We start from the raw sequence: 26,666 nt of genomic DNA, 5'->3' as shown, positions 1-26,666 counted from the left end.
GTGCCTACGATGCCAGGCTGGCGCGCTGCACCTTGCCGAATTCGGTATGCAGGAACCGCTTCGCCAACTCCTCAGAGTGCTCTGACAAGTCCGTCAGATACACCTCCAGCTTGGGCTTGCCCTTGGCGGTGCGTTCCAGCCCCTGCTCCGCCAGCATGCGTTTGACGTGCTCGGCACAGGTCAGAGCAGAGTCCACCATCCGCACCTTGTTGTTCAAGATCCGCTTTAACAAGGGCTTCAGCAGGGGGTAGTGAGTGCACCCTAGGACCAGAGTGTCCATGCCCTTGTCCAGCATGGGCTTGAGATACTCCCGCAGCACCATCTTGGTCGCCGGATGGTCGATCCAGTCCTCCTCCACCAGCGGCACCAGCAGAGGCGTCGCCTCGGCATAGATCTGCAGGTCTGGACGACGCATGGCCAGCTCATGCTGATAGGCATGACTCTTGATGGTTCCCGCTGTGCCGATGATCCCCACCCGCTGACAGGCAGGATCGGCCAGCGTAGCCTCCACACCAGGTTCCAACACGCCCACCACCGGCACACGAAACATCTGCCGCAACTGCGGCAACGCGTGGGCCGTCGCGGTGTTGCAGGCCACCACCACCGCCTTCACCCCTTTGCTCAGCAGGAACTGGGTGTCCTCCACCGAGAACTTGCGGATTGTGTCGGGCGACTTGGATCCATAGGGCACCCGGGCGGTATCGCCGAGATAAATGATCGATTCGTTCGGCAGAAGATCCAGCAGGGCGCGCACCACCGTCAGGCCGCCCACTCCGGAATCAAAGACGCCCAATGGCGCATTGGAAATGCTTTCGCTCACACCCGATAAAGACAACGAACGCCCGCAACTTCAAGCATGAATCACAAGGACTTGCGCAGGGTCCGCCCGGGGTGTCACCGGTTCCATTTGACAAAAAAGGTCCATGGAATAACATCCCACTGTCAGCCGAAGTCATTACTGCTTCCTCAGTAGTGGCGCGGGGGAACCGAACTCCTGGTTTTCGCAAGAGAATCAGGACGGGGCGAACGAAGCGGGCAACCGCTTGCAGGGACCACTTCCAAGGTCCAGCCCGTCAGCTAACCTCGCAGGCAATTTTGGGAGGGACGATCTCTCTGGGGTCTGCTTCGCAGGCTTCATGGTCTCCCCAACAGCAACATGCTGCACGTGGCGGGTGACCGTCTCGTTCGGCAAGGTCAACGAGAACATGAAATACCCAGCCAGCGCCAACTGCTCAACGCACCGGCGCCACGCCATTCACCGACGGCTGCACGGCAGTCCGTCATCCCACCAGCCCTTCCTGCGCCCCATCGCGCCCTAGGGTTCAGGTTCTGAATCTTCCCGTGCCACCGCGACACGGTTCGCGGTAATACGCCCCCAATTCCATCTGGTGTCTCCGCCGGAGGTCCGCCTCCGGGTCAACGGCACAGGGAATACGTGCGCCCAAGGCCCACGCCTCGCTCTCTCGTCTGCAAACGGGACACCAGGAAACTACCACTCATATCGTCATCCAAGATTCCCCTCGCACCTCATTACCCTGCATTTTATGATCACGAACATCTTAGAGTTCATTTGGAACAGCTGGTGGCTGAAAATCCCCCTCAGCCTCATCGCCCTCTGGTACTTCCTTGGTGTTGTTTACATCGGGGAGCAGAAGGTCGGCATTGTCATCAAGCGCTTCGCCATGCGCAACCTCCCCCCGGGGCAGATCATCGCGCTGAAAGGCGAGGCCGGCTACCAGGCGGATGTGCTCCCGCCCGGCCTGCACTTCTTCTACTGGAAGTGGCAGTACCGAATCCTTCACTTGCCGCTCACCTATGTGCCCTCCGGTGAGATTGCCCTCGTCGTGGCCGCCGCCGGCGCCCCCATCCCTCCGGGTCGAATCCTCGGTCGCACCGTGCCCTGCAACCACTTTGAGAACGCCCGGGCGTTCCTGGCGGCAGGCGGGGAGAAAGGCCGCCAGCTCGCCATCCTTACCGCCGGCACCTACCGGATTAACTCCGCCCTCTTCACCGTGATCACCTCCTGGAACGCCACGGATCACGGCCTGAACCCCGAGATGCTGCGACTCTACAAGGTAGAGCCTGATCGCGTGGGCATTGTCACCACCCTGGACGGTGCCCCCATCGCAGAAGGTGAGATCGCGGGCACGAGCATCCCCGGGCACGACAACTTCCAGAACGCGCAATCCTTCCTCGACAGTGAAGGCCACCGCGGCCTGCAGGAGCAGGTTCTGCTGAGCGGCGTGTGGAACCTCAACCCCTGGTTTGCCCAGGTCGAGCAGGTGCCCATGGTGGAGATCCCCATCGGCCACGTTGGCGTTGTTATTTCCTACGTTGGACAAGCCCATGAGGACGTGAGCGGCGTGGACTTCAAGCACGGCGACCTCGTCCTGCCCGGGCACAAGGGCGTCTGGATCTCCCCTCTCTACCCGGGCAAACACCCGCTCAACACCCGCATCATGCGCGTGGAGCTGGTTCCCACCACCAACATCGTCCTGAACTGGGCCACCCGCACGGAGTCGCACCAGTTTGATGCCAAGCTCAGCTCCATCACCGTGCGCTCGCGTGACGGTTTCGCTTTCAATCTCGACGTGTCCCAGATCATTCACATTGGCGCCCTCGAAGCTCCCAAAGTGATCAGCCGCGCCGGCTCGCTCCAAAACCTCATCGACCACGTGCTGCAGCCCATCGTGGGCAACTACTTCCGAAACTCCGCCCAGGACTACACCGTGCTCGACTTCCTCAGTGCCCGCAGTCACCGCCAGTCGGAGGCCGCGGAACACATTGCCGCCGCCCTGCGCGAGTACGATGTGGAGGCCATCGACACTTTGATCGGCGACATCACCCCGCCCGAGCAACTCATGAAGACGCAGACGGATCGCAAGATTGCGGAGGAGCAGCGCAAGACCTATGAGATGCAGGAGGCGGCGGAGACCCAACGCCAGCAGTTGGTACGCCAGACCTCACTCGCAGACATTCAGCATCAGGTGGTGGGCGCAGAGCAGGGCGTGCAGATCGCCGAACTTCAAGCCCGTGCCAGCGTGCGCAAGAGCGAGGGTGAGGCCGAAAGCATCCGCCTGCGGGCCAATGGTGAAGCCGACGCCATTCGAGCCACCGGTACCGCCAAGGCCGAAGCCTATACGGCAGGTGTTGAGTCACTGGGCCACCAGAACTACGCCATGCTCCAGCTCATGCAGATCATCGGCGAGCGCAACGTCCGCGTCGTGCCCGATGTCGCCGTCACAGGTGCCCAGGGTGGCAGCGGCCTCCTGGATGCCCTCATGGCCATGATGGTGAAGCGCGACACCTTGCCACAGCGCCCGGCAAGTGAGTTAAACTAAGTTGGCCGACAGGATTTCCCACCCCAAAACCAAACCGAAAACAAAAACCAAACAGAGCGGGCGGAGGAGAATCCGCCCGCTTTTGATATGCCAGAGTGTTCCTGAAGATTAACCAAAGAGGCACAGAGAACACAGAGGGCTCACTAGAATCAGAAGGATTGGGCTGAGGAAGAAGGTGATTCATGAAAACAATCTCCTCCCCCTTTCACGATAGCTCAGGCAACTCACCTCGCGACCGCTCCATCGCCCCCTGACATGGCTTGCGAGGCTCTGTTCGTAGTTCAAACTTTAGTTTGCCTCAGGGGATATTCCGCAAACTGAGCAAACTAAAGTTTGAACTACGAACAACCTCCCACCCTGACCAAGTCGTCACCACCTAGAACCTTCCATCATACGCCGAACCCGGAGGGTTCACCATGAGTAGCCACGGGTGGACCGAACGAAGCGATGGCTACCCGTGGACAGCAACATGGAGATTTCTACCGCGGAGCGGTAGGCCCATGGCGACCAAAGTCTGAGTGGGTGGTGTGGCGGGATCTCGTGTGGGGTTCGCAACGCGATCGGCCTACCCCTGCGCGGTAGAAACCTTCGTCCAGACTTCCATGGGTAGGCCTCGCTACGCTCCGCCGACCCATGGCTACTCATGGCGAACCCTCCGGGTTCATGAGATAACACGCAAATCAACGCACCAACGCACCAACGCACCAACGCACCAACGCACCAACGCACCAACGCACCAACGCACCAACGCACCAACGCACCAACGCACCAACGCACCAACGCACCAACGCACCAACGCACCAACGCACCGACTAAGCCCCAACCAACTGCTTGCAGGCCTTGATCGTGTTCGCCATGAGCATGGCAATGGTCATCGGGCCCACACCGCCGGGCACCGGGGTGATGGCGCGGCACTTGGGGGCCACTTCGTCGAAGGCCACATCACCCACGATCTTGTAGCCTTTTTCTGAACCCGGGTCTTCCACGCGGTTGATGCCCACGTCGATGATCACCGCACCTTCCTTGACATGCTCGGCGCGGACAAAGTTCGGCCGACCGATGGCGGCGATGATGATGTCGGCCTCGCGGGTGACTTCAGCCAGATTCTTCGTACGGGAATGAGCCACCGTCACGGTCGCGTCCCCCCCTTTGCCTTTGGCCATGAGGAGCAACGCCATGGGCTTGCCCACGATCATGCTGCGTCCCAGCACCACCACCTTGGCCCCGCTGGTTTCCACACCGGCATCCAGCAGCAACCGCTGGCAGCCCGCCGGCGTGCAGGGCACAAATCCGGAGGAATCCTCCAGCGCCAGCTTCGCCACGTTCACCGGGTGAAATCCATCCACATCCTTGCGGGGATCAATGGCCAGCACGACGGCGCTCTCATCGATATGCTTGGGAGGCGGGCTCTGCACGAGAATGCCGTGAATGGCAGGATCGGCGTTGAGGGAGGCGATGTGCGCCAGCAGTTCCTCCTGGGTCGTCTCGGCCGGCAGTTCCAGCTTCACCGAGTGCAGCCCCAGATCGCGGCACTTCTTGTCCTTGCTGCGCACATAGGCGCGGGACGCGGGATCATCCCCCACCAGCACGACGGCCAGCCCGGGCTTGTGCCCCTGGGCAGCCAGGGCGGCGATGTCCTGCTGGCACTCCGCCAGCACCTTGGCGGCCACTTCAGATCCTTTGATCAACTGCATGAATGTCCCTAACACGCGCCAGGCTGGGCGGCAAGTCCCGGGGTGGGAAATGGGGACGACCGTCGATTTCAGCACAATGCCCCCGCACCACTCAGAATTCCCTGAGCCGCCTAAAGGCGATACTCCAAAACTGAGTTCTTTCTGCAATGCAACGCACTGGGTATTTGTACCCTGACCGTCCCGCATGCGAGACGGAACTCCAACCCTGCTGGCGGAACGGAGAGGGTTGGAGTTCCGCGTTTACCCGGTCACCCCACTCCGGCCCACGACTTACCATTCAATAAAGGTTACCTCGAACCCCAACTGACGCACTGACGCACTGACGCACTGACGCACTGACGCACTGACGCACTGACGCACTGACCTACCGATCCACCGGAAATTCCCTCGTTCCCTCCCGCAGGATCCGCTCCAGTTCCGCACGTTGCGCCTCGCATTCCTCCTCGGTCATCCTCCGGGGAACCGAGAACGGCTCAGCGAACTCAATCTCCACGCCAGAGAACGGCAGGGGCAGCTGGAATCCGTCCCAGGTCTTAAAGGTGAACGCCTTGTCGTAGCGGATGTGCACCGGCATGAGCTTGCCACCGGTGAGCTGGGCCAGCTTGATCACGCCCATGTTCATGTGGTACTTCGGCCCGCGGGGTCCGTCTGGGGTGATGCCGATGTCATGGCCGGTCTTCACATAATGCGCCAGCTCCACCATGGCCTGCGCACCCCGCTTGGAACTGGAGCCGCGCACCGGCTTGAGCCCGAAGTCCGAGCAGGCCTCGGCAATAATCTGCCCATCCCCGCTGGGGCTGGTGAGGAAGGCCCCCTCCTGACCGGGAATCAAGTTCTGCCGCAGCCAGGGAATGAGGAACATGCGGTTGTGCCAGAACACCCAGATGTGCCGCTCATCCGTCGGGTAAGCCATGCCAGCCCGGTTGATGATGCGGTACTTCAGGGTGTTGCCGATGGCACGGATCAACCATGCCACCGGACGTCCGGGATTCTTGAGCCTTATCTTTGCCACGCAATTCTCTACGAGTGAAACCGGGCCAAGGCTAGAGGTATTCCACCTCGTGCAGGCGCCGTGTCAGCCCGGTGAACTTTTCCAGTTGCGCATCGTAGAAAGCCACCGCCTCCGGCTCCGGCTTGCAGCGGGTGCTTTCGTCCAGCGCGACGAGGCGGTCCGTTAGTTCCTCATACTTGCTCACCTTGCCCTGCTGCTTGAGCAGTGCGAATGCCGCCTGGATGGCGGAGCCCAGCGCCGCACCCTCGGCCGTGGCCAGAGTGACCACTTCCGCATTGAAGACGTTGGCCGCAATTTGACGCCACACGGCGCTCTGGCTGCCCCCGCCAGTGAGACGGATCTCACTGGGAGACAGGCCGAGTTCGCGGAAACGCTTCAAGCCATAGGCGAGGCCCAGCGTGGCCCCTTCCACCGCGGCGCGGGCCAGATGGGCCGGGCTCATGTTCGTGGTGCGCAGTCCGTGGAGCACGCCCGTTCCGTTGGGCAGGTTCGGCGTGCGCTCGCCATTCAGATACGGCAGGAAGGTGACGCCGCCCGCTCCCACCGGAGCGCTGGCCACCGCGGCTTCCAGTTGCGGAATCGTCCAGCCGAACATCTCGCGGATCTGCTCCGTCACCACGGTGACGTTCATGGTGCACACCAGCGGCAGCCATTGGTCGGTGCTGTCGCAGAAAGCCGCCACTTCGCCCTGACCATCCACCACGGGCGAATCCGCCACGCCGTAAAGCGTGCCACTGGTGCCAAAGCTGGCAGTGATCACACCGGGCTTCACGTTGCCGGTGCCGATTGCGCCCATCATGTTGTCACCGCCACCGGCGCTGATGATGACGCTCTCGCTCAATCCCCACTGCTTGGCCAGATCCGGGCGGAGGGTCCCGTGCACCTCATTGGAGGAGCCCACTGGAGGAAGCATGTCGATCAAGCGCGGATCGATGAAGTCGGCCAGTTCCTTGGACCACTCCCGCGTCCGCACATCCAGCAGGGCCGTGCCGCTGGCATCACCGTATTCCATGCGCTTCACCCCGCTGAGCCAGAAGTTGATGTAGTCATGCGGCAGCAGGATGGTCTTCACCTTGTCAAAATTCTGCGGCTCGTTCTGCTTCAGCCAGAGGATTTTCGGCAGGGTGTAGCCCGGCAGCATGGCATTCCCGGCCAGGGAAATGCAGCCCGGCTGCCCACCGAACTCGTGGGCAATCTCCGCGCACTGCTCCTGGGTGGAGGTGTCACACCACAGTTTCGCAGGGCGCACCACCTGATCCTCCCCATCCAGCACCACCAGACCGTGCTGCTGGCCGCTCACGCCAATGCCCGCCACCTGGGATCGCCCGGTGCCCAGTTGATCCAGACAGTCCGTGATGCAGCCGTTGATGGCATCGATCCAGTCCTGCGGATGTTGCTCCAGATGGCCCGACGGCAGGCCGGGGATCAGGTCATACTCCCGCTTCGCGTGGGCAACAATCCGACCGGTTTCAAATTCCAGCACGATCGCTTTGGAGCTCTGGGTGCCGCTGTCGATGCCGAGGTAATAGGTGGACATGGAAGTGAGGTGAGGAGATGAAGAAGAGAGACGAATCGTGCCTATAGCGGGGTCTTTTACCGCCCGCCATGAAATCTTATCTAATACGATTGTTTCATCTCGTCCAGTCCACCAAACGGTCCTTGCCCGTATTCCAGTTCTACCCTATCGCTCCCAATCATGGTCACCAAACTCCTTCACACCCGCTATCGCGTCGCCGATCTGGACAAGACGATCTCCTTCTACAAAGACGTTCTGGGGCTGGAAGAGGTGAGACGTCACAAGTCTCCGCGGGGCTCCGAGCTCGTCTTCCTGAAAACACCCGGCAGCGAGGAACTGCTGGAGATCTGCTGCTATCCTGCCAGCGGCCCTGTGGTCGTGGGCCCAGACCTCACTCACCTGGCCTTCCAGGTGGATGATCTGGAGGCGTTTGCCAAGCATGCCGCTGAGAAGGGCTACCCGCTTTCCGATGGCCCCACCCAGAGCTCCAGCGGCAAATTTGCGTTCATCGATGCCCCTGAAGGTTACGAGATCGAGCTGATCCAGCACGGTTCTTAAACCGAAGCGGGTTTCCCCCGCCAGACGGTTGTTGAAAAACTGCCAGACCACCGTCTGAAATGTCACATTTGTATAAGAAAGACCCGGTGGGGCGCATTGCCGCCACCGGGTTGTTCAGAGGGGACATCTGCCGCCCGACCTGCATAGACCGCAGGTTCTTAGCGCAAGGTCGTGGTCTCCGTGGTCGTCACTGAACGCCGTGCCGGACTATGATAGGTCGTCACGTTGCCTGTCGTGGTCGTGACCGGGCTTAAGGTTGTACGAACAGTTTCCGTCGTCGTCTGGGTCGTCACCGTCGGCGGAGGAGGCGGAGATTCGCAACTGCTCAGTGCGAGGGCGGTTCCCAGGGTCAGTGCCGAAAGAATGAGTTTCATGGGTACAGGGGTTGGAATCCGGCGGCCCGGTGGGGCAACCATTCTCACCCCTTTCCAGCGGTGAATATGCCACGCCTCCAGAAGCGATGTAATTCACTCATTCTGAGCACTTCACAGAGCATCCCCCAGCTTATTGGGGCGTCCTCCTCTTGCCGAATGCAACGATGTGCTCACCCTTCTGAGCAAGTTGCACGACAGGGTTTCAGTTTTGGGACCGTTGTAAATCTCCCGCCCGCCCGGAAGCGCCCTCACCGCTGCCAGCGGGCGATGCCTTGCTTTTCAGCTCCCAGACCTGCCCATGCCCTACTGCAACACCCTCTCACGAATCGCCCTCTTAGGGGCGTCCTGCCTGACGGTCGCGATGGCCCTGCCCGTTTTCGCGACGGGAGACTTCCCGGTACCACCAGACAACCAGCCTCTTACCATACCCTTCCCGACCGCAGAAGAGTCGCTCAAGAAGCTGAACCTTCCTCAGGGCTTCAAAGCCACGCTCTTCGCCGCAGAGCCAGACGTCAACAATCCCATCGCCTGCTGCTGGGACGAGAAAGGCCGCCTCTGGGTCGCGGAGAACTTCACCTACTCCGACACCAAAGAGCGCTACGACATGAAGCTTCGTGACCGGATCCTCATCTTCGAGGACACGGACAACGACGGCAAATACGACAAACGCACCGTGTTCTCAGATGAGGTGCAGATGCTCACCAGCATCGAGCGTGGCCTGGGTGGCGTCTGGGCCGTGTGCCCGCCTCATTTGCTCTTCATCCCGGACAAGGACGGCGACGACAAGCCTGACGGTCCTCCGCAGGTCATGCTGGACGGCTTCAGCACCCAGGCCGCCAGTCGGCACACCTTTGCCAACGGCCTGAAGTGGGGTCCAGATGGCTGGCTCTACGGACGTTGCGGCATCAGCAGCACGTCCTACGTGGGCACGCCGGAAACCCCGGTGGAGAAACGCCAGGGAATTGCTGGAGGCCTGTGGCGCTACCAGCCCGGGCAGAAAAAGTTTGAGATCGTGTGCTACGGCACCACGAACCCCTGGGGCCATGACTGGACCGCCACAGGCGACCTCATTTTCATCAACACCGTCATCGGCCACCTCTGGCACGGCATTGACGGAGCCCACCTCAAGCGCATGCACGGGCAGGATCTCAATCCCCGGGCCTACCAGCTCATGGACCAGATCGCCGACCACTACCACTGGGATACCGGCAAGAGCTGGACGGACTCCCGTGGCGGAGTGGGTGTGAACGACCAGTTGGGCGGCGGCCACGCCCACGTCGGCATGATCCTCTACCAGGGCACGAACTGGCCCAAAGAATACCGGGACAAGGTGATGACCCTGAACCTGCACGGACGCCGCATCAATGTGGAACGTCTGGAGCGCCAGGGCAGCACCTTCGTCGGCAAGCATGAGCCCGACATCCTGAAGAGCGACGACACGTGGTTCCGCGGCGTGGAGCTCACCTACGGGCCGGACGGCGGCGTGTATATCCTGGACTGGAGCGACATCGGCGAGTGCCATGAGAATGACGGCGTGCATCGCAACTCCGGCCGCATCTTCAAAGTGACCTACGGCGATGCGGTGAAGCCCAAGGAGACAGACGTCACCAAGCTCAGCGATGAAGAGCTGGTGAAACTCCAGCTCAGCGACAACGAGTGGCTCGTGCGCATGGCCCGCTGGGAGCTGCGCGAGCGCGCCCACCGCGGCAAAGTACCCGCAGTGGCCAAGCAGGTGCTCGACACCTTCAAGACCGCCCCCACCCCCGCCAAGAAGCTCAACGCCTGGTGGACCATGGGATACGCCGGGCTGCTGGGAGCAGACTCCCCCGCCGCCCAGGATGCCATCGCCGCCATGGTGGCGGAGATGATCAAGTCCGATAGCGAATTCCTGCGCCGCTGGGTGCTGCAATCCATCACGGCTGAGGGCCCCACGCCCCGCACCGCGCGCATCTTGGCGAGCCTCGCCAAGGAGGAGGACAGCGCATTCGTCCGCCTGCATCTGGCCTCCGCTCTTGGCCGACTGGCCGATGCAGAAAAGCCCGCCCTGGCCAACCAGCTCCTAAGTCATGCTGACGATGCCAAGGACGCCTACCTGCCGCTGATGTACTGGTATGGCATCATGGACATGCCCCCGGCAGAGCTCGCCAAGCTGGAGCCCGGGTGCCAGATCCCGCTGGTCCGCCAGTTCATCGCCCGCCGCTGCACGGAGGACATCGAGACTAACCCGGCTCCGCTCAACACCCTGCTGGGCAACGTTGCCCCCTCGAACTCCGCCGACATCCTGCAAGGGATGACTGACGGCCTCAAGGGCTGGGCCAAGGCGAAGAAGCCCGCCGCCTGGGATGCTTTTGCCGCAAAGGTGTCAGAGGCCACCCAGCAGGAACAGCTCCGCGCCCTGAGCGCCCTCTTTGGCGACGGCCGCGCGCTCGACGACATCAAGAAACTGGTGCTGGATGACAAGGCAGACTTCGCCGCCCGGCGCAACGCTTTGCAGTCCCTCATTGCTGCCAAGGCCGACGGCCTGCGCGAGGTGTGCGAGAAGCTGCTCAAGACGCGCGATCTGAACATGACCGCCGTGCGCGGGCTGGCGCTGTATGACGACCTGAAGATCGGCGAGTCCCTGGCCAAGAGCTACCGCAGCTTCTACCCCAACGAGCAACCGGCGGTGATGGACACCCTCACCTCCCGGGCAAACTTCGCCAAGGCGATGCTCAAGCAGGTGGGCACGGCTCCCAACCAGATCCCCCGGAAGGACATCACCCCCTACCAGGCCCGGCAGATGCGCAGCTTCAAGGACGCCGAGCTGGACAAGCAACTCACCGAAGTGTGGGGCGACATCCGCGAATCCAGTGCCGACAAGCAGCAACTCATCGCCGCCCTCAAAGGCAAGCTGACCAAGGAACTCGTGTCCAAGGCAGACGCCAGCGCCGGGCGGGTGATCTTCAACCAGGTGTGCGCCGCCTGCCACAAGCTCTACGGTGAGGGCAACCTCATCGGCCCCGACCTCACCGGCAGCGGCCGCAAGGACGTGAACTACCTCATCGAGAACATCGCGGATCCCAGCGCCACGCTGGCCGCCGACTACAAGATGTCCGTGGTGAACCTCAAGGATGGCCGCATCCTCAGTGGCAACATCGCTGCGAAGACCGACCGCACCCTCACCATCAAGATGGTGGGCCAGGAGCAGGTCGTGGAGCGCGGAGACATCACCAGCATCCAGGAGCTGCCCGTGTCCTTGATGCCCGAGGGACTGCTGCTGGCGCTGACCGACGAGCAGGTGCGCAACCTCATGGCCTATTTGACGAGCGACTCCCAAGTGGCGCTGCCAGGGCAGTAGGAGGAAATAAAACTTCAAAATTCAAACGTCAAAATTCAAAGGACCCCGGAAGGCAGCTTCCGGGGTTTTTTGTTGGTTGAGAGGAGGCGCGGGCACACCGTTCCGGTCAGAGTCTCCCGGCCTACAACACGCCGACCGCCTGCGCGTTGGTGCGATAGGAAGCGGGCCATCCAGTCAGCACCCCCGGGACCTCGCCCTCTGCGACACCATCGACACCCTTTTTGGAGGTTCACAGAAAAAGAGAGGGGTGTTTTTTTGGTGTAAGTTGTAAAAAGGGTGTCGATGGTGTCGCAGAATACCTGTTCACAGACGCCGCTGTGGTTGACGACCTAAGGGAAACCGCCCAAGCCCCACGCTCGGGGTGGCCACCAAGACACCAACCGTCCATGCGCTCAGTCGAAGTTCTTCCTCAAAGAGGATGGGGCCACAAGCCCACCGTTGACGAGCTTCCAGCGAGTCTACGTTGGGCACGGGCGTTGGAGGTTTTTACTCCGAAGGAGTTGTAGCGGTCTGGCATTTCCTCAAAATGACCTGTGCATGGGAAGCTCGGGGAGCGCACGCAGCACATGACATCGCATCCGTCTGACGTGGAGGCGTTGATGGCGGTGGCAAGAAGCGAATGCTGTCGGCCGTCCCACCTGATCATCCTCTGCGGAGATACCCAGGGTTGACTCGCTTAAGGCTCGTCCAACCACTGGGCTGTGCTAGATATCCCCTTCGGGGATAAACTGCGAACTGAACCGGAGTCGGTTTCTTGGCAGGCAGCCGGTGCGCTCGCGCAATAGGAAGCAGGCCATCCAGTCAGCACACCCAGAACCTCGCTCTCTGCGACACCATCGACACCCTTTTTGGAGGTTCACAAAAAAAGAGAGGGGGTATTTTTTGGGGTAAGTTGTAAAAAGGGTGTCGATGGTGTCGCAAAACACCTGTTCACAGACACCCCTGTGGTTGACTACCTAAGAAAAACTGCCCAAGCCCCACGCTCGGGGTGGCCACCAAGACACCAACCGTCCACGCCCTCAGTCGAAGTTCTTCCTCGAAGAGGATGGGGCTACAAGCCCAACGTTGACGAGCTTCCAGCGAGTCTACGTTGGGTACGGGTGTTGGAGGTTTTTACTCCGAAGGAGTTGTAGCGGTCTGGCAGTTCCTCAACATGACCTGTGCATGGGAAGCTCGGGGAGCGCACGCATCCCTGCGTGCTGTTCACGGCATCTTGCCGCGAACGTCAGACAGCACATGACATCGCATCCGTCTGACGTGGAGGCGTTGAAAGCGGTGGCAAGAAAGCGAATGCTGTCAGCCTTCCCACCTGATCATCCTCTGCGGAGGGTACCCAGGGTTGACTCGCTTAAGGCTCGTCCAACCACTGGGCTGTGCTAGATATCCCCTTCAGGGATAAACTGCGAACTGAACCGGAGTCGGTTTCTTGGCAGGCAGCCTGTGCGCTCGCGCAATAGGGAGCAGGCCATCCAGTCAGCACCCCCAAAACCTCGCTCTCTGCGACACCATCGACACCCTTTTTACAACTTACCCCAAAAAACACCTCCTCTCTTTCTCAGTGAACCTCCAAAAAGGGTGTCGATGGTGTCGCAGCGCACTGGTTCAGGCGTCTAGTCCTCACCTCCTCAAACAAAAAGGCCGGAGGTTCGCACCCCCGGCCTCTAAATTCACTCGCTAATCAGCGCGCAACCCAATCTCACTCAAATCCCTGAGACTTCATGTACTTCAGGCTCTGGGGCACCTGCTCCATGACGGAGGGGGATTCGTCTTCGATGAAATAATGTTTCACGCCCACCTTCTTGGCCGTTTCCAGCACGGAGGGATAGTTGGTCTGGCCGGAGCCCAGCACCACATCATTTTCCAGGTCTGTCTTGCCGGACAGGGAGCCCGTGGCCACGCCCTTCTTCAGGTCCTTCAAGTGCATCAGCTTCCAGCGGTTGCTGTATTTCTCCAGCAGCTTCACCGGATCCTGGCCGGGGAAGATGATCCAGAGCACGTCCATCTGGTAGCTCACAAACTCCGGCTTCGTCTCGGCAAAGAGCACGTCGAACAGCGTGCCCTCACCATGAGGCACGAACTCATACCCGTGCGGGTGGTAGAAGAAGGTGATGCCTTCCTTCGCCAGCGCTTCGCCAGCTTTGTTGAAGACGGAGGCGGCTTCGCGACATTCTGCTTCATCGAACCCATCCTTGTGGTCGATCCAGGCACACCCTGCGTATTTGAGCCCAAGCGCCTTGGCGTCCTTCACCACACCGGCGATGTCGCCTTTCAGACGGCCAAAGGGGAAGTGGGAGCTCACCGCCTTGAGACCGCGCTTTTCCAGCTCGCCTTTGAACTGTTCCGGCGTCTGGTCATAGGTGCCCGCCAGCTCCACCTCGGTGATGCCAAAGCTCTTGACCTGGTCCAGCGTCCAGGCCACCCCGCGCAGCTTGAACTGGCTCCGCAGACTGTAGAGCTGCAGGCCAGTGGTCGGCTTTTCAGAGGCGGCGGCAGCGGCAGGCGCATCCGCGGCTTGGGAGGTCAGCAAGACAGCTCCGGCCAGGAGCCCAATTGCAGAGGCAGTGAGGAGAGGCAGACTTTTCATCATGGAGAGGGATCGTAGTAAAGACCCCGGATACGCGCAAGGTTGGACTGGATTGCAGGAGAATTGCCCACGCCCAGCGCCATTGAAGCTGTGTTTCGGCAAAAAACACGTTCGGAGATCGGTGGCATCGTACGTTTTAGTCTGACCCTTTCGATAGCCTCCCCATTCCCTCCCCTGCTGTGAACGCTTCCATGAAACCTGCCCTGCCTCTCTTTGCCGCCCTGCTGCTTTCACTCACCTCCTCTCTCCATGCGGCAGACGCCTCCTCTGCGGACGCCCTCTGGGAGAAAGTCAGCGCCGCACGTCAGGCTCTCACCAGCCCCACCAAGCAGTTCCAGAACAAGGAGGAAGCCAAGGAGTACTACAAGACCAGCATCGCAGCCTATGACGCCGCCTACAGCGAGCTCGTGGAGAAGTTCCCCACCGACCCACGCCGCTGGAGCGCGCTGCTCTTTGAAAGCCAGACCAACAGTTCCCGCGAGGAGCTGGGCGTGCCCGTACGCGAGGGCTCCAAGGACGCCATCGCCCAGATTCTGAACGCCCCCGATGCCGACAACCGCACGAAGTCTGAAGCCAGTGCCCTGCGCGTGATGCAGGACGAGACCAATGACGGCAGCACTGCCAGCGCTGCCGCCTGGGAAAAGCTGGCCGCCGAGCACCTGGAGAAATACCCGCTCTCCCCACGCAACGCGATAATCAAGCGTCTGCTCGCCAGCAGTCAGCTCACCACCCCGTATCGCACCAAGCCTCTGGATCTGAAATTCACGGCCCTGGACGGCCGTGAAGTGAATCTCGAAACCCTGCGGGGCAAGGTGGTGCTCATCGACTTCTGGGCCACCTGGTGTGGCCCATGTGTCGAGGAACTCCCGCATGTCACGAAAGCCTATGAAAAGTACCGCGACAAAGGCTTCGAAGTCGTCGCCATCTCCCTCGACCAGGATCGCGGCGCATTGGAGACCTTCGTCCGCCAGAACAACCTAAAGTGGCCCCAGCATTTCGATGGCAAAGGGGGCGACGGGGAACTCTGCAAGCGCTTCGGCATCGAGATGATCCCCGTGATGTGGCTCATCAACAAGCAGGGCCTGCTCGCCCAGACCAATGCCCGGGGCAAGGTCGAGAGCGAGGTCGAGCGCCTCCTTGCTGAGTAACCCTCCGAGCCCTACTTCACTACCGCAGGCGGCACGCTGGCAGCTTCCGCTGGCGCTGCCGCCTTCTTCGTTTTGGCAGCAAAGACCTTCCGGTCCAGGTTCGTGTTCAGCGAGGTCGCGTCCCACTTCACCGTGACACCATCGGCAGGCACCTCCAGCCCGGCACTCCAGAGCAGGGAGTTCAACAGGAACCGACGCTGGCTCTCCCACCCCCAACCGATGTGCAGGTCGCAACCGGTGAAGCCCACACTGCGTCCGCCGTTGGGGCGTTCATAAGCCCACGCGATCACTTCCGCCCGCCCGGTGTGGCTTTTGGCATCCGCCGTGGATCGCCCTGAGTCCGGCACTGCCCCCACCAAGAGAGGCGTCACACCTTTCTCGGCAAAGTGCAGATTAAACAACCACCCATCCTTGGGCGCAGCAAAGACCTGCACCCCACGTGTGGTCGAATGGGAGGGGATGCTCTTGAAAGCCATGTCCCAGTGCCCGCGGGAGCCGATGTCCTTCTGCCACACCGCCCCCAGCCAGGATTGGAACTCCTGGGCCTGGGCCGCTGGCACCTCCACAGCCTGATGCAGCATCACCAGCCCCGCCTTCTGATTCATGAGCCCTTTGATCTTCGCCCACCGGGCGGGCTCCAGCAGGGCCAGCTTGTCCCCGCCATCCATGTAGCAGAGCACGGCCTTGGCCCCGTCCAGCACTTTTTCATTCCTGGGCCATCCTTCCGCCACCAGCACGGGCCACACGCCCGGCACCTCTTTCAGCCACTGGCGCATGAGCGCACATCCGGCGAAGTACTCGTGCTGCAGCGGTTTGTTGCTCGGCGTCCCGGCGATGAGGACGATCTTGGTCAGCTTGGGGTCAGGGCTCTCCTCCTCCAGTGGCACCTGGTGCTGCTCAGCCGTGAGCTCTGCCCGTCCGGGGGTGGCCATGACGAGGGCGAGTCCGGTGCAACCTGCAAGGACAAAAAAGCGGGGTAAAAGTGGGCTCATGAGAGAAACGGGTGCGGTGGTGGGAACATCCCTTCAACCAGCGAGAGATTGCCATTCTGTCAGCGTTTTGTTTTTCTTGTTCGCCCACACCTTTATCCCTGCCTTTGAACCATGCCTGTGAACGCCCTCCTTTCCTCCCGTCTCGCCGCCCTTCTGCTCGCCGTAGGTGTCAGCAGCAGCCACGCGGCCACTCCGGCGGTGACACCGCTGTTCTGGCCAGACCGGCAGGGTCCCACGAAGGATTGCCTGATCCCGGAATCCGAGGCCGCCAAACTGCCGCTGGAGTGGGACGAGGCCTCTGGCAAGGGCATTGCCTGGTCCACCCCGATCGAAGATGAAGGCCACTCCACACCCGTGATCGGTGGCGATCTGATCTGGTTCACCTCCGCCACCAAGGACGGTCACAAGATGTTCCTCTACGCCATCAACCGGCATGATGGGAAGATCGTGCACCACAAGCTCCTCTTCCAAAACGAGGCCCCCGAGGAACTGGGCAACCCCATCAACAACTACGCGGCCCCCTCCTGCGTCTTGGAGGAGGACGCCCTGTACGCCCACTTCGGCACCTATGGCACAGCCCGGCTCGACCCCAAAACAGGCGCGGTCGTGTGGCAGCGGCGGGACATCAATGTGCGCCACTTCCGCGGCCCAGGTTCCTCCCCCATCATCTATGACAGTCTGCTGATCCTGACCTTCGACGGGATCGACAAACAGTTCGTCACCGCGCTGGACAAGGCCACCGGCAAGACGCTCTGGACCACGAACCGGACCACCGACTACGGCGACCTCGACAAAGAAGGCAAGCCCACCCGTGACGGTGACCTGCGCAAGGCCTATGGCACGCCCTCCGTCATGAAAGTGGGCAACACGCTCCAACTGCTCTCCGTTGGCTCCCGTGCCGCCTTTGGCTATGACCTGAACACCGGCAAGGAACTCTGGACCATCCGACACAAGGAGTTCAACGCCTCCGCCCGCCCCCTCTCCTTGGGCAACATCGCCTACATCAACACCGGCTCGGAGCGCGCCCACCTCATGGCGGTGAAGCTGGATGATACGGCCAAGGGTGACATTACAGAGAGTCACGTGCTCTGGGATCGTGAGAAGCGCAACGCCACCCTCTCCACACCCGTGCTCGTGAATGGCCATATCTTCCAGGCCACCGGCGCAGGCGTGGGCGTCTGCGTGAACCTGCAGGATGGTGCCGATGTCTGGAGTGAGCGCATCTCTCCCGGCAAATTCGTCGCCGCGCCCATCGCCACCAAGGAGCGCATCTACTTCGTGAGTGATACGGGTGACGCCACGGTCATCGCGCCGAGCCCCGAGTTCAAGGTATTGGCCCGCAACAAGTTCAATGAACCCGTCACCGCCTCGCCCGCCGTGGCCGATGGCGCCCTCTTCTTCCGCACCAAGACCCATCTGGTGAAAGTCGTGAAACCGTGAGGCAATGGATGCCTGCGGGAGTCCCGTCTGGAACGTAGCGTAATCAACCGCCCGCCGTCGGCGGGGCCCCTATCGATCCCCCCATGAACCCCTTCTCTACCTCCCTCTGTCTCGCCACCGCCCTCTGCGCCCAGGCTGCTCTTGCTGCCGACTGGCCGCAATGGCGTGGCCCGAATCGCAATGGCATCTCCGCCGAGAGCGGTTGGAACGCCCGGTGGAGCACCGCTCCCAAGGTCCTCTGGAAAGCCAACGTCGGCACCGGTTTCGCCTCCTTCACGGTGGCCCATGGCAAAGTTTACACCACGGGAAATGCCGACAACAAAGACACCGTCTTCTGCTTCGACGCGACGACAGGCAAGGAGATCTGGAAGCACGCCTACGACGCCGATCTGGGTGACAAGTATTTCGAAGGCGGGACCACCGGCACGCCTGCCGTCGATGGCGACAAGCTCTATCAACTGAGCCGCTGGGGGGACGTCTTCTGTTTCGAAGCCGCCACCGGCAAGATCGTCTGGTCCAAGAATGTGCAAAAGGAGACCGACGCCCGCATCCCTGACTGGGGTTTTGGCGGCTCGCCTCTCGTGTGGAAGAATCTGCTCATCCTCAATGTTGGCCAGGGCGGGCTGGCTCTGGAGAAAACCTCCGGCAAGATCGTGTGGGAATCGGATGACCGGAACGCGGGCTACTCCACCCCTTATCCCATTGAGCGCAACGGCAAGACTGAGGTCATCCTTGGCTCTGGACGTTCCTACGTGGCCGTGGACCCGGCGAATGGGCAGAAGCTCTGGGAGCACCCGTGGAACACCAGCTATGGCGTGAATGCCGCCGACCCGGTCGCGCAGGGGGATCTGGTGTTTATTTCCTCGGGCTACAACAAGGGGGCTGCCCTCCTCGAGACCGCCGGCAGCAATGCCGACGTCGTCTGGCAGAGCCGCGTGATGCGCAATCAGATGAACCCCTCCGTACTGATCGACGGGCATCTCTACGGCATCGATGGCAATGAAGGCAAGGACGCCTCGCTGAAGTGCATCGAGTTCAGCACCGGCACGGAGAAGTGGTCAGAGAAGAGCGCGGGAGCCGGGTCCGTCACCGTGGCGGACGGGAAGCTCATCGTGCTCAGCGAAAAAGGCGAGCTCATCATCGCCGAGGCTTCCAAGGACGCCTTCAAGCCCCTCTCCCGCGCCCAGGTGCTGAGCGGACGCTGCTGGACCGTGCCTGTGCTGGCCAACGGCCGCATCTACTGCCGCAACGCCGCCGGCGACGTGGTCTGCCTGGACGTGAAAGGCTGACCCCCATCCCCCCTTTATTTCCCGCATCCTTTCTTCAAATGAGTATCCGCCTTTTCATCAAACCCGGCTGCCCTTGGTGTGACGAAGCCATCGACTGGCTCGAAGACCACAACGTGAAATACGAAGTGCTCGACGTCACCAGTGATCGCGAAGCCCGTGCCGAGATGCATGAACTCACCGGTCAAAGCAAAGCCCCCAGCATCGATGTCGATGGCCATATCCTGGCCGACTTCGGTGCCGATGAGCTGGAAGCCTGGTGGAAGAAGATGAAGTTCCCCGGTTAATCCCCTCGTTTCTCGCATTCGCCTTCCTCCTCTGGTTTGTCCCTCATGCAACGCCGTCATTTCCTCCAATCCGCCGCCGCAGCCTCGGCCGCCTTCGGTGCCATTCCCCTGCTGGGGCAGAAGTCGGACAAGAGATACCGCACCGCGCTCATCGGCTCGGGCTGGTGGGGCATGAATATCCTGCGGGAGGCCATGGCCTCCAAGCGCATTGATGTGGTCGCGCTTTGCGATGTGGATGAGAACGTCCTCACCAACGCCGCAGGGGATGTGGCCATCGATTCCGGCAAGGAACCCAAGACCTACAAGGACTACCGCGAACTGCTGGACAAGGAGAAGCCAGAGGTGGTCATCATCGCCACCCCGGACCACTGGCACGCCCTGCAGAGCATTGCCGCCGCAATGGCGGGCGCGCACATCTATGTGGAGAAGCCCACTGGCCACACAGTGAAGGAAAGCTCCGCCATGGTGCGGGCCGCCCGGGACGCCGGGGTGAAGGTGCAGGTGGGCCTGCACCGCCGCATCGGCCCCCATCATGTGGAGGCCATAAAGTTCCTCAAGAGCGGAGCCCTGGGCAAGATCGGCGAAGTGCGATGCCTCGTCGCAGGCAAGGGGGGGCCAGAGGTGCCCAAGCCCAACAGCGAGCCACCCGACGGCATGGACTGGGACATGTACTGCGGCCCTGCCCCGCTGCGGCCCTTCAACACCAAGATCCACCCCGGCGGCTGGCGTAATTTCCTCGACTTTGCCAACGGCACCATGGCCGACTGGGGCGTGCACTGGCTGGATCAAGTGCTCCTCTGGACCGATGAGAAGGCACCCAAGAGCGTCTATTGCACCGGCGGCCGCCCTGTGGCCGGCCCCATCGTGCTGACAGACAAACAGCAGACCAGCGACGCCCCTGACCACCAGGTCGCCGTCTTCCAGTTCGAGCAGTTCACCGCCACCTGGGAGCACCGCAAATTCGCCGGCAGCGGCGACGAGAAGCACCCCATCGGCACCCGCTTCTTCGGCGAGAAAGGCGTGCTCCACATCGGCTGGCGGGATGGCTGGACCTTCTACCCGGCCAACAGCAAGGACGCCGGTGCCCACGGCGATCACCAGCTCCAGGAGCCCGACGGTCACAACATCGCCCTCCTCTGGGCCGACTTCCTCGATTCCATCGAGCAGAAGCGCGAGCCCGTCGCCGGCATCGAAAGCGCCCACCGCTCCTCCTGCCTGCCCCTCCTGGGCATGCTCTCCTACAAGCTCGGCCGCAGCATTGCCTGGGACGGTGAAAAAGAAGTGATCCCCGGCGACGCCGAGGCCAACAAGCTCCTCAGCCGCGCCTATCGCGGGCCGTGGGAGTATCCGGTGTGAGCGGCCACTAGCACCCGCTGGACAATCTCACTCTCTCCCTGAGCCGCCTAAAGGCGGAACTCCAACCCTCTCCGTTCCCGCCAGTAGGGTTGGAGTTCCGCGTTTACGCGGTCAGGCTCCTGGCCCCGAGCACAAGCATCTCGCCCCCGACTGACTCACCACCCACCTCGCTATGGCAGACCCTATTTTCGAAAGCCCCGAGGCCCGCGTCCGCGCCTACATTTCCGACTTGTATCTCCAATGGCTTGCAGCCAGGGACTCCATGGGCAGCGGACCCTTTGACTACGACCCGGTGGCGTTCCAGAAATGGAACGAGGCCTGCAAAGAGGTGCACCAACGTCACTTCACCCCTGATGCCCCAAAAGATGAATTCGGCTTCGGCTTCTCCTGGAGCCAGCCTCCCCACCATTCAGCGCACGAATGCATCATCAATGTCAGCGCAGAAATCGATTCCGCGGTCATAGAAACGGAGAACGCCGAACATTTTCCTGCCTTCTATGAGTATGAGTTGAAACACGTGGGCAACGACTGGCGGATCACCAAGGTATCACCCTTCTATGCGCCGGAAGGCGAGCGATTGTTCTCGGACTCGCTCAAGAACCAAGTCCTGGCGATGGTGAAACCCGATGCTCCCCTGCCAGATTTGCCGCCCGGCATCAGCCCAAATTGCGGTCGGCTTTTTGAAGACAACCGGGTGATCAGAGTCATGGGTCTCGAAACCCCATTGAAGGTGGCATCCGCTGGCCTTCTTCATCTGCCCTCCGGTATCATTGGAGTTTGTGACCTAGGGAGAGACAATGATGACTTCCTTCCCTTGAGCCGCTCAGTTGTGCCAGGTGATTATCCCGTAGAGCTCGCCATCGCCCATGGGTACGGAGCTGCCGCGCGTGTCGTTTTCCAACCCGACCGCGAAGTCGCCACATGGGTGCCAGCCCCAACTGTGAACGGAGGCGCTCACCACACGCAGATAGCCTATATGAATCTCGCCTTTGTGGATGCCGGGGCCATGATGTCACTGGAGAAAAGAGAGAAAGAACGTCTTTTCAATCTCTCGTACCTCGAACCGATAAGAAAGAACATCACTGAGACGCACCGGACCATGCATTTGAGGTCAACACCGCCGGAGAATCCAGACGCAATCTGTGTAAATGCTGGCGATACTTCCGGCGAGTCACCTTGCTATTGGGGCCTCGCTGCTGACGGCAGCATTGTTAGCTTGGTCGCAGATTTTCAGTTCGTCGCTGAACCTCAGCACGAAACCATCCAGGTCCCCTGGAGCTCTGGCCAATGGAACACGCCCATCGACCATCCCGTGCTCACGCAGTGGAATGTGATGATCTTCCTCGGCGGCGATATCAAGGGTACTGGATTCCATGTCATTGGTGCAAACTTTGACTCTGCCCGGCTGCTGGATCCCTCTGGCAATGTCATCGCCAACTCCGAAGAAGGCCCCAAAGTTGACACCCACTTGGGAAGCGTCCACTTGATCAACGAAGTACTGACCGATGTTAAGAACGCCACCCTGGAAATCACGATCTCCACGGGGTACGGGAATTGATGAAAAGTCTCCGCCACAGGAGCGGCGACCTACAGCCCCACTGAGCCGACTAAAGTCGGTACTCCAACCCTCTCCGCTCCCGCCAGCAGGGTTGGAGTTCCGCGTTTACGCGGTCAGGATACCTCCACCCAGCGCCCCCCTCCATGTCTACAACTTACCTCGAACCCAAAAACTGACGCACTGACGCACTGACGCACTGACGCACTGACGCACTGACGCACTGACGCACTGACGCACTGACGCACTGACGCACTGACGCACTGACGCACTGACGCACTGACACCCAAAAATCCCCTTTCCACACCCCGCCCCCCCACCTACCCTGTCCCCGTGGAAACGGTCGCCCTGCGCTGCAATCACTGTGGAGCCCCTCTCGAAGTCGGCCCCGCCACCCGGTTTGTCACCTGCCAGTTCTGCCACAGCCAGCTCGCGGTGAAACAGACCGGCTCGGCCGCCTACACGGAGGTCATTGAGCAGATCGCGGCCACCACGAGCCAGATGGCGGGAAACCTGAAGGTGATCGAACTCCAAAACGAGTTGGAGCGCCTCGATCGCGAATGGACAGACCACCGGGAGACCTTTTACGTCTCAGGGAAAAACGGCCACCGGAGCCCACCCAGCCCCGCGGGAGCGGTGATCGGGGCGGTGATCGGCATCCCGTTCCTGATTTTTTGGATCAGCACCGCCACCTCCATGGGGGCTCCGGCAGTGTTCCCCATCTTCGGGCTGGTGGTGGCAGGTTTCATTGCCTATCAGCTCTTCTCCAACTTCCAGAAAGCCCAAGGAATGGAGTCCGCGAAAGCGGAATACCAGGCCCAGCGTGACCGCCTGCTCCGCCAGATTGCTGACGCCCGGCAAGGTCAGGCATAAGAATGCCCCCGGCCGGAACGTTGAATTCTGCTGCCCTGGCGAGTTTCCGGGGTTACTTCCAAACCGTCTCCTGCAAGGGGAAATTTCCCTGTCCACCCTGCGCGAAACTTGCTACATCTTCTTTATCATGCGCCCGTTGCTTTTCACTGCGCTGTGGCTGGCCCTCGGCAGCGGCCTGGTTTTGGCCAAACCCAAGCCCAAGGCCGACTCGGCCGCAGGCACGCACGCCCACTCCGTGGAGGAGCTCACCGTGGCGGCTCGCCCCTCGTTGGTCACAGTCACCCAGATCGGCCGCGGAGGCAGTCAGGAGGCGCTGGGCACCGGGTTCATCATCAGTACGGATGGCCTCATCGCCACGAATCTGCACGTCATCGGGAACGCCCGCCGCATCAAGGTACAGCTCTCCGATGGCTCCATGCACGAGGTCACGGAGGTGCATGCCACCGACCCCACCCTAGACCTCGCCATCATCCGCATCGGCAAGAAAGACCTCACCGCGCTGCCCTTGGGCGACTCCGACTCGATCAAACAGGGCCAACCTGTGGTCGCTCTGGGCAATCCCCAAGGACTGGAATTCAGCGTGGTGGAGGGCGTGATCTCTGCCCTCCGGGAGGTGGAAGGGTCCAACATGATCCAGATCGCCATCCCGATCGAAGAGGGCAACAGCGGCGGGCCCCTGCTCAACCTCAAGGGCGAAGTACAGGGCGTGATCACGCTCAAGAGCGCCGTCACGAACAATCTGGGCTTTGCCCACTCGGTGAATGACCTGCGGCTCCTTCTGGAAAAGCCCAACCCCATCCCCATGCAGCGCTGGCTCACCATCGGCCGCCTGGACGACCGGCTCTGGGAACCACTGCAAGGAGCCAGCTGGACCCAGCACGCAGGAGTCATCCAGGTGGACGGATCCGGTGAAGGTTTTGGGGGCCGCTCACTGTGCCTCAGCAAAGAAAATCCGCCTGCCACGCCGTTTGAAGCCAGCGTCACCGTAAAGCTGGATGAAGAGAGCGGAGCAGCAGGACTGAGTTTCTGCGCAGACGGCAAAGATGTGCACTACGGCTTCTACCCCAGCGCTGGAAAACTGCGCCTCACCAGGTTCAATGGACCCGATGTCTTCTCGTGGTCCATCCTCAGCGATGCCGCCAGCCCTGCCTACCGTTCCGGGGACTGGAACACGCTCCGGGTGCGGGTGGATGAGAACAAGATCCAGTGCTTCGTGAATGACACCCTGGTGACGGAGCAGCAGGACACCGGACTGCGTGGCGGCCGGGTGGGCCTCTGCAAGTTCCGCCAGACGAAGGCCTGCTTCAAACATTTCCAGGTCGGGGAAAAGGTCTCACACAACCAGATCTCTGACCAGCTCGCCTTGCAGCTCAACGCTGAACTCACCGACTACCTCGCGCACAAGGGGCCCAAGGACAAGACGATGGAAAAGCTCCTGGCCGAGCCTGCCGCTTCCCGCAGTCTGCTGGAGCAGCGCGCCAAGACCTTGGAGGAGCAGGCCGCCACGCTGCGCAAGCTCGGGCGGGAGGTGCATCGCCGCAACACCGCGGAGGAACTGGTGAAAGTGCTGCAACGCCCCGCTGACCAGACCGAGCTGATGCGAGCCGCCCTGCTGGTCGCGCGACATGACAACGCCGAGCTGGACACCGATGCCTACTTGCGTGCCGTGGAGCGCATGGCCAATGAGCTGAAGAAGGATCCCGAGATCACCTCCGGCTCCACCTCCAAGGCCGCGGCCCGGCTCGCGCAATACCTCTTCAAGGAAAACGGTTTTCACGGGTCCCGCAGCGATGCCATCGACGACCTCTCCAACAGCTACCTCAACCAGGTGCTGGATGACCGCGAAGGAATCCCCATCACACTGTCCATTGTATTCCTCGAACTTTCCCGTCAGCTTGGCCTCACGGATGTCTATGGCGTCTCCCTCCCGGGACGTTTCATGGTCGCCTACCGCGAGCAGTTTGGCGGCGAGAAGGTGGTGACCTACATCGACGTGTTTGACGGGGGTAAATTCCTCCAACCTTCCGAAGCCGAGCGGTTCATCATCCAGACCACAGGGCAGGTGGTCAGCGAAGCCCAGCGGGAGCCTGCCACGCCGAGGGCCATGATTTTGCGACTGCTCTACAACCTGACCAGTTTCGCCAAGAAACCGGAGCTGTCCCTGCCCTATCTGGATCTGATCCTCGCCCTGGAGCCCGATTCACCCGGCGAACGTTTGAACCGCGCCTTCACCCGCATGAAGACCGGCGACAGCCCCGGAGCCAAAGAGGACCTGAAACGACTGCTCGAAACCGCACCCGCAGGACTGGATCTGCAGCGCATTGATGCGTTGTATCAGTCGTTGTAGTCCGACGGTCCCCGTCGGTTGGGGAGCGAAGGGATGGCATAGGCCAACACCATAAGGTCCACTGCCGTCCTTCGGCATTTGATTGTACATCCCCGCAGCGACTGAGCCGATGGGGACCATCGGACTACACCTATCGCGACGCTCCAGAGGATCGTTCGCTGGCATTTGTCATTGTTCCTCGAAGAGGATGCGGCTACAAGCCCAACGTTGACGAGCTTCCACCGAGTCTACGTTGGGTGCATGAAACGATGACTCCTACTCCGAAGGAGTTGCGGCGGTCGGGCGACGCACCACATCCGCCACGCACCTGAACAGGCTGAAGCCTGTGACTACTTTGGGTCACTTCGCCCCCTCAGCCGGCAGCTCCATGTACGTTGGCCGCTTCAGCATCTTCGTCAGCGTCATGCCATCCGAGAACTCCACCTCGGCAATCCTCCAAGCTCCGTTCTCCTGAGCCATGACCACCACTTCCTGGCCCTGGTCATAACTCTTGCCATCCGCCCTGGACGTAAACTTCACCTCAAAGCGCGCCCGACTCCTGTCCTCCCCCTTGCTGGCCACCTCCGCCTCCGTCACCGCCGCGCTCATCTCACCCTCCATCGTGGCACTGATGAAATAACCTGAATCGGCAAACGGTGGCTTCTCCACATGGGCGGGGTCACCCTTGGCGGCGGCGAAGCCTTCGCCATAGGCCTTGCCGCGGGCTTCCTCAACCTCCAGCAGATGGGCCAGCTCCACGGTACACCAGGCCTTGATGACTGACAGATCGGCACCGGGGCCTTTGGAGAGACGTTCCAGCTCCTCCTTCATGAACGTCTCCAGCCGGGCCTTCGCCTCTGCTGTCGGCACCGTGTTGCTGACATTGTCATTCACCTCAAACCGGCTGTTGCAGCCCACCATGCCCAGCGAGGCCACGGCAACAAGACCGGCGAAAACCAAAGGGGAAAAAGAACGCTTCATGGAGAT

At 61.2% G+C, this 26,666-nt stretch carries 19 protein-coding genes and 1 riboswitch; of the genes, 11 read left to right on the top strand and 8 right to left on the bottom strand.

The genetic code is table 11. The annotated features are described in order from the left end of the window. Positions 1 to 4: 4 nt before the first annotated feature. Positions 5 to 820 carry a glutamate racemase gene (gene murI / locus VSP_RS08490; RefSeq protein WP_009960018.1) on the bottom strand — a complete coding sequence of 272 codons (816 nt, stop codon included), beginning with the start codon at positions 818 to 820 and terminating at the stop codon, positions 5 to 7. A 114-nt stretch (positions 821 to 934) separates the two neighbouring features. Then, positions 935 to 1,107: riboswitch (cyclic di-AMP (ydaO/yuaA leader) on the top strand. 437 nt (positions 1,108 to 1,544) lie between these two features. On the opposite strand from murI, the gene VSP_RS08480 reads away from it, so the two are divergent. Further along, a complete protein-coding gene (locus VSP_RS08480) occupies positions 1,545 to 3,341 on the top strand; it encodes an SPFH domain-containing protein (protein ID WP_009960016.1) in 1,797 nt (598 codons plus the stop codon). Between the two features lie 812 nt (positions 3,342 to 4,153). Here the strand turns inward: VSP_RS08480 and folD are convergent. From folD to xylB, 3 genes are all read right to left on the bottom strand, one after another. Next, positions 4,154 to 5,035 (bottom strand): bifunctional methylenetetrahydrofolate dehydrogenase/methenyltetrahydrofolate cyclohydrolase FolD, encoded by an 882-nt coding sequence (gene folD, locus VSP_RS08475; RefSeq protein ID WP_029190290.1) that lies wholly within the window; start codon positions 5,033 to 5,035, stop codon positions 4,154 to 4,156. A 364-nt stretch (positions 5,036 to 5,399) separates the two neighbouring features. Next, a complete protein-coding gene (locus VSP_RS39130) occupies positions 5,400 to 6,047 on the bottom strand; it encodes a lysophospholipid acyltransferase family protein (protein WP_009960014.1) in 648 nt (215 codons plus the stop codon). Positions 6,048 to 6,078: 31 nt separating this feature from the next. After that, positions 6,079 to 7,584: a xylulokinase gene (gene xylB, locus VSP_RS08465; RefSeq protein ID WP_009960013.1), complete on the bottom strand. Its 1,506-nt coding sequence runs from the start codon at positions 7,582 to 7,584 to the stop codon at positions 6,079 to 6,081. A 159-nt stretch (positions 7,585 to 7,743) separates the two neighbouring features. Here xylB and VSP_RS08460 point away from each other — a divergent pair, with 159 nt between their 5' ends. After that, entirely contained in the window at positions 7,744 to 8,121 is a 378-nt protein-coding gene (locus VSP_RS08460; protein ID WP_009960011.1) for a VOC family protein, read from the top strand. 158 nt (positions 8,122 to 8,279) lie between these two features. Here VSP_RS08460 and VSP_RS42040 read toward each other — a convergent pair whose 3' ends face one another. Beyond that, entirely contained in the window at positions 8,280 to 8,495 is a 216-nt protein-coding gene (locus VSP_RS42040) for a hypothetical protein (RefSeq protein ID WP_156346227.1), read from the bottom strand. Between the two features lie 298 nt (positions 8,496 to 8,793). Between VSP_RS42040 and VSP_RS08455 the strand changes: the two genes are divergently transcribed. Further along, the gene (locus VSP_RS08455) at positions 8,794 to 11,832 is read left to right on the top strand and encodes a PVC-type heme-binding CxxCH protein (RefSeq protein WP_009960009.1); all 3,039 of its coding nucleotides are present in this window, start codon (positions 8,794 to 8,796) and stop codon (positions 11,830 to 11,832) included. A gap of 1,696 nt (positions 11,833 to 13,528) precedes the next feature. On the opposite strand, the gene VSP_RS08450 is transcribed toward VSP_RS08455, so the two are convergent. Continuing rightward, positions 13,529 to 14,419: a sugar phosphate isomerase/epimerase family protein gene (locus VSP_RS08450; protein WP_009960008.1), complete on the bottom strand. Its 891-nt coding sequence runs from the start codon at positions 14,417 to 14,419 to the stop codon at positions 13,529 to 13,531. A gap of 188 nt (positions 14,420 to 14,607) precedes the next feature. Here VSP_RS08450 and VSP_RS39125 point away from each other — a divergent pair, with 188 nt between their 5' ends. Then, complete coding sequence (locus tag VSP_RS39125; RefSeq protein WP_009960007.1) at positions 14,608 to 15,564, top strand: TlpA family protein disulfide reductase; 957 nt, start codon at positions 14,608 to 14,610, stop codon at positions 15,562 to 15,564. Between the two features lie 11 nt (positions 15,565 to 15,575). Here VSP_RS39125 and VSP_RS08440 read toward each other — a convergent pair whose 3' ends face one another. Beyond that, positions 15,576 to 16,556: a hypothetical protein gene (locus VSP_RS08440; protein WP_198141346.1), complete on the bottom strand. Its 981-nt coding sequence runs from the start codon at positions 16,554 to 16,556 to the stop codon at positions 15,576 to 15,578. A gap of 111 nt (positions 16,557 to 16,667) precedes the next feature. Here VSP_RS08440 and VSP_RS08435 point away from each other — a divergent pair, with 111 nt between their 5' ends. The 7 genes from VSP_RS08435 (at position 16,668) to VSP_RS39120 (ending at position 25,700) form a co-directional block, all read left to right on the top strand. Further along, positions 16,668 to 17,996: an outer membrane protein assembly factor BamB family protein gene (locus VSP_RS08435; RefSeq protein WP_009960005.1), complete on the top strand. Its 1,329-nt coding sequence runs from the start codon at positions 16,668 to 16,670 to the stop codon at positions 17,994 to 17,996. A gap of 83 nt (positions 17,997 to 18,079) precedes the next feature. Then, positions 18,080 to 19,285, top strand: coding sequence for a PQQ-like beta-propeller repeat protein (locus tag VSP_RS08430; protein WP_009960004.1), 1,206 nt, complete (start codon positions 18,080 to 18,082; stop codon positions 19,283 to 19,285). A gap of 38 nt (positions 19,286 to 19,323) precedes the next feature. Then, the gene (locus VSP_RS08425; protein WP_009960002.1) at positions 19,324 to 19,569 is read left to right on the top strand and encodes a glutaredoxin family protein; all 246 of its coding nucleotides are present in this window, start codon (positions 19,324 to 19,326) and stop codon (positions 19,567 to 19,569) included. Between the two features lie 45 nt (positions 19,570 to 19,614). Next, positions 19,615 to 20,925 (top strand): Gfo/Idh/MocA family protein, encoded by a 1,311-nt coding sequence (locus tag VSP_RS08420; RefSeq protein ID WP_009960000.1) that lies wholly within the window; start codon positions 19,615 to 19,617, stop codon positions 20,923 to 20,925. A gap of 172 nt (positions 20,926 to 21,097) precedes the next feature. After that, positions 21,098 to 22,483, top strand: coding sequence for a DUF4241 domain-containing protein (locus VSP_RS08415; RefSeq protein WP_009959998.1), 1,386 nt, complete (start codon positions 21,098 to 21,100; stop codon positions 22,481 to 22,483). 330 nt (positions 22,484 to 22,813) lie between these two features. Further along, entirely contained in the window at positions 22,814 to 23,353 is a 540-nt protein-coding gene (locus VSP_RS08410) for a hypothetical protein (protein WP_009959996.1), read from the top strand. 127 nt (positions 23,354 to 23,480) lie between these two features. Then, positions 23,481 to 25,700: a transglutaminase family protein gene (locus tag VSP_RS39120; RefSeq protein WP_009959995.1), complete on the top strand. Its 2,220-nt coding sequence runs from the start codon at positions 23,481 to 23,483 to the stop codon at positions 25,698 to 25,700. Between the two features lie 339 nt (positions 25,701 to 26,039). Here VSP_RS39120 and VSP_RS08400 read toward each other — a convergent pair whose 3' ends face one another. After that, positions 26,040 to 26,660: a hypothetical protein gene (locus VSP_RS08400; protein ID WP_009959994.1), complete on the bottom strand. Its 621-nt coding sequence runs from the start codon at positions 26,658 to 26,660 to the stop codon at positions 26,040 to 26,042. Between the last annotated feature and the right edge of the window lie 6 nt (positions 26,661 to 26,666).

The sequence above is a fragment of the Verrucomicrobium spinosum DSM 4136 = JCM 18804 genome (genome assembly GCF_000172155.1).
Taxonomy (GTDB): Bacteria; Verrucomicrobiota; Verrucomicrobiia; order Verrucomicrobiales; family Verrucomicrobiaceae; genus Verrucomicrobium; species Verrucomicrobium spinosum.
Note: the sequence above shows the minus strand (reverse complement) of the source record. Positions and strands in the feature narration are given on the sequence as shown.

Excerpts from the sequence above, each read along its gene's own strand:
- VSP_RS39120 (WP_009959995.1), top strand. The coding sequence starts at position 23,481 with ATGCGCCCGTTGCTTTTCACTGCGCTGTGGCTGGCCCTCGGCAGCGGC.
- VSP_RS08420 (WP_009960000.1), top strand. The coding sequence starts at position 19,615 with ATGCAACGCCGTCATTTCCTCCAATCCGCCGCCGCAGCCTCGGCCGCC.
- folD (WP_029190290.1), bottom strand. The coding sequence starts at position 5,035 with ATGCAGTTGATCAAAGGATCTGAAGTGGCCGCCAAGGTGCTGGCGGAG.
- VSP_RS42040 (WP_156346227.1), bottom strand. The coding sequence starts at position 8,495 with ATGAAACTCATTCTTTCGGCACTGACCCTGGGAACCGCCCTCGCACTG.
- VSP_RS08435 (WP_009960005.1), top strand. The coding sequence starts at position 16,668 with ATGCCTGTGAACGCCCTCCTTTCCTCCCGTCTCGCCGCCCTTCTGCTC.
- VSP_RS08450 (WP_009960008.1), bottom strand. The coding sequence starts at position 14,419 with ATGATGAAAAGTCTGCCTCTCCTCACTGCCTCTGCAATTGGGCTCCTG.
- VSP_RS08415 (WP_009959998.1), top strand. The coding sequence starts at position 21,098 with ATGGCAGACCCTATTTTCGAAAGCCCCGAGGCCCGCGTCCGCGCCTAC.
- VSP_RS08460 (WP_009960011.1), top strand. The coding sequence starts at position 7,744 with ATGGTCACCAAACTCCTTCACACCCGCTATCGCGTCGCCGATCTGGAC.
- VSP_RS08440 (WP_198141346.1), bottom strand. The coding sequence starts at position 16,556 with ATGAGCCCACTTTTACCCCGCTTTTTTGTCCTTGCAGGTTGCACCGGA.
- VSP_RS08480 (WP_009960016.1), top strand. The coding sequence starts at position 1,545 with ATGATCACGAACATCTTAGAGTTCATTTGGAACAGCTGGTGGCTGAAA.
- VSP_RS08430 (WP_009960004.1), top strand. The coding sequence starts at position 18,080 with ATGAACCCCTTCTCTACCTCCCTCTGTCTCGCCACCGCCCTCTGCGCC.
- VSP_RS08400 (WP_009959994.1), bottom strand. The coding sequence starts at position 26,660 with ATGAAGCGTTCTTTTTCCCCTTTGGTTTTCGCCGGTCTTGTTGCCGTG.
- VSP_RS08425 (WP_009960002.1), top strand. The coding sequence starts at position 19,324 with ATGAGTATCCGCCTTTTCATCAAACCCGGCTGCCCTTGGTGTGACGAA.
- VSP_RS39125 (WP_009960007.1), top strand. The coding sequence starts at position 14,608 with ATGAAACCTGCCCTGCCTCTCTTTGCCGCCCTGCTGCTTTCACTCACC.
- VSP_RS08455 (WP_009960009.1), top strand. The coding sequence starts at position 8,794 with ATGCCCTACTGCAACACCCTCTCACGAATCGCCCTCTTAGGGGCGTCC.
- xylB (WP_009960013.1), bottom strand. The coding sequence starts at position 7,584 with ATGTCCACCTATTACCTCGGCATCGACAGCGGCACCCAGAGCTCCAAA.